General features: G+C 64.4%; 3 protein-coding genes. All 3 read left to right on the top strand.

Features of this window, described 5'->3' with window-relative positions:
• Nucleotides 1–150 precede the first annotated feature (150 nt).
• Nucleotides 151–513, top strand: a complete 363-nt coding sequence (locus Q0R23_RS11790; protein ID WP_293913265.1) for a helix-turn-helix domain-containing protein — start codon at nt 151–153, stop codon at nt 511–513.
• Nucleotides 514–577: 64 nt separating this feature from the next.
• Nucleotides 578–1039, top strand: coding sequence for an Rrf2 family transcriptional regulator (locus Q0R23_RS11785; protein WP_293913263.1), 462 nt, complete (start codon nt 578–580; stop codon nt 1037–1039).
• Between the two features lie 88 nt (nt 1040–1127).
• A partial coding sequence (locus tag Q0R23_RS11780; RefSeq protein ID WP_293913262.1) for an Lrp/AsnC family transcriptional regulator occupies nt 1128–2146 on the top strand: 1019 nt, incomplete at its 3' end.

The raw sequence follows: 2146 nt of genomic DNA, 5'->3' as shown, positions 1-2146 counted from the left end.
TGAAGGATGAAGTGACGAGCTGGATTGACCAGAGAAACACCGCTGGAACGACGGTGAACTGGCACTTCACCGTAGAACACTGTCGCGAAAAGATGAGTCGTCACTACAAGGGTATCAAAATATAGAAATCAATGTACTTAGGCTCTCCCCATGCCCCGGACCATCCAGAACTGCCTGCATGGCTGCGCCGTGACCACCACCGTGGATCTGATCGGCGGCAAGTGGAAAACGGTCACGCTCTACCATCTGCTGCTCGGCCCGCTGCGCTTCTCGGAGCTGCAACGCAAGCTCGGCAGCGTCACCCAGCGGATGCTGACCCTGCAACTGTGCGAGCTGGAAGCCGACGGCCTGGTCCACCGGGAGGTCTACGCCCAGGTGCCGCCCAGAGTCGAATACTCGCTGACCGAACTGGGGCAGAGCCTGGAGCCGATTGTCCGCGCCATGCTGGTCTGGGGCGAGCGCTACCAGGCGCACAGCCGGGCCGAGCGGGAGCTGAGCGCCGCTTCAGACTGAGCGTTTTCACCTTGACTTGCCGCTTGCCCTGTAAGTATCATGGTGACATGTTGGAGCGCCGCTGATGACCGTTTCAAGCCGCTTCGCCGTGGCCTCGCATCTGCTCTCGCTGCTGAGTACCCACCCCGGCGAGGTGATGAGCTCCGAGCATCTGGCGTGCAGCGTGGGCGTCAATCCGGTGATCGTGCGCGGGGTGAGCGGCATGTTGCGCCGCGCCGGGCTGGTCTGCTCGCGTCAGGGCGTGGCGGGGCTGAGCCTGGCCCGCAGCGCCGAGACCATCACTCTGCTGGACGTGTACCGGGCCGTGCAGCCGCCTGAACGGCTGATCGCGCTGCACGAGCACCCCAGCCAGAGCTGCTCGGTGGGGCGGCACATCCAGTCGGCGCTCGGTGAAGTCTGCAACGAGGCCCAGGCCGCCCTGGAAGCCCGGCTGGCCCGTAGCAGCCTGGCTGACCTGGCCGACGACCTGCGCCGCCGCGCCGGGGAACCGGAGCGAGCTGCGCCGACGCGACTCCAACCGGTCTGAACGCTCAGTCGATCCAAAGCTGTTTCAGTAAAGAAAAGCTCCATCTGGAAGGACGTTTTACTGTTTTGGGAATGCTAGCCTGTCAGGTATGACTGCCACCCAGGCTCCCCAAACCGTGACCCCCCAATCAGCGAGTGGCGAGGCACCTGCCCTTCCCTCACCCCGCGAGCTGCTGCTCAACCGCGTCCAGAAAGATATTCCCATCGTGGCGCGGCCCTACGCCCTGATCGGGGCGGAAGTCGGCTTGAGCGAAGCCGAGGCGCTGAGCATTCTGCGCGAGGTCAAGGCGGCGGGCGTGCTGCGGCAGGTCAGCGCCATCTTCGATACCCGCACGCTCGGCTACCAGAGCAGCCTGGTCGCCGCCGTCCACGACGCGGGGCAGCTCGACGAGGGCGCGGCTGTCGTCAGCCTGCACCCCGGCGTGAGCCACAACTACCGGCGTAACCACGCCTTCAACCTGTGGTACACCATCGCCGTGCCGCCGGAGAGCGACCTGGAGGCCCATGTCCAGCGCCTGCACGAGCTGAGCGGCGCCAAATTGACCCGCCTGATGCCCACGCTGCATCTGTACAAGATCGGCGTCGAGTTCGACATGACCGGCAAGGAAGCCTGGAACGCCAAGAGCACGCCCCAGTACACCAACGCCGACCGCAACGTCGGCTACGCCGTGAGCGACACCGACAGGAAGTTCGTAGTCGAGTTCCAGAAAGACCTGCCGATCACCGAGGAGCCGTATGCGGCGGCCTGCGCGGCGCTGGGCATGAGCATCGAGGCCGTGGCCGCTCACGCCGAGGGAATGAAGGCGGCGGGTGCGCTACGCCGCATCAGCGCGGTGCTGAGGCACCAGTCGGCGGGTTTTACCTTCAACGCCATGGGCGTCTGGGCCGTGCCCCAGGAGCAGGTGGCCGAGGTCGGGCAGCAGATGGCCAGCTTCAAGGCGGTGTCTCACTGCTACCTGCGCCCGACCTATCCGGAATGGCCCTACACCATTTTCACGATGGTGCATGGCCGCAGCAAGGAAGAGGCGTTTGGCAAAATTCAGGCCATCCACGACGAGGTGGCGCCGTTCGAATATGACGTGCTGTACTCGACCAAGGAATATAAGAA

The organism is Deinococcus sp., assembly GCF_025362455.1.
Lineage (GTDB): Bacteria > Deinococcota > Deinococci > Deinococcales > Deinococcaceae > Deinococcus.
This window is presented reverse-complemented; position numbering and strand designations above follow the sequence as displayed.

Excerpts from the sequence above, each read along its gene's own strand:
- Q0R23_RS11790 (WP_293913265.1), top strand. The coding sequence starts at position 151 with ATGCCCCGGACCATCCAGAACTGCCTGCATGGCTGCGCCGTGACCACC.
- Q0R23_RS11785 (WP_293913263.1), top strand. The coding sequence starts at position 578 with ATGACCGTTTCAAGCCGCTTCGCCGTGGCCTCGCATCTGCTCTCGCTG.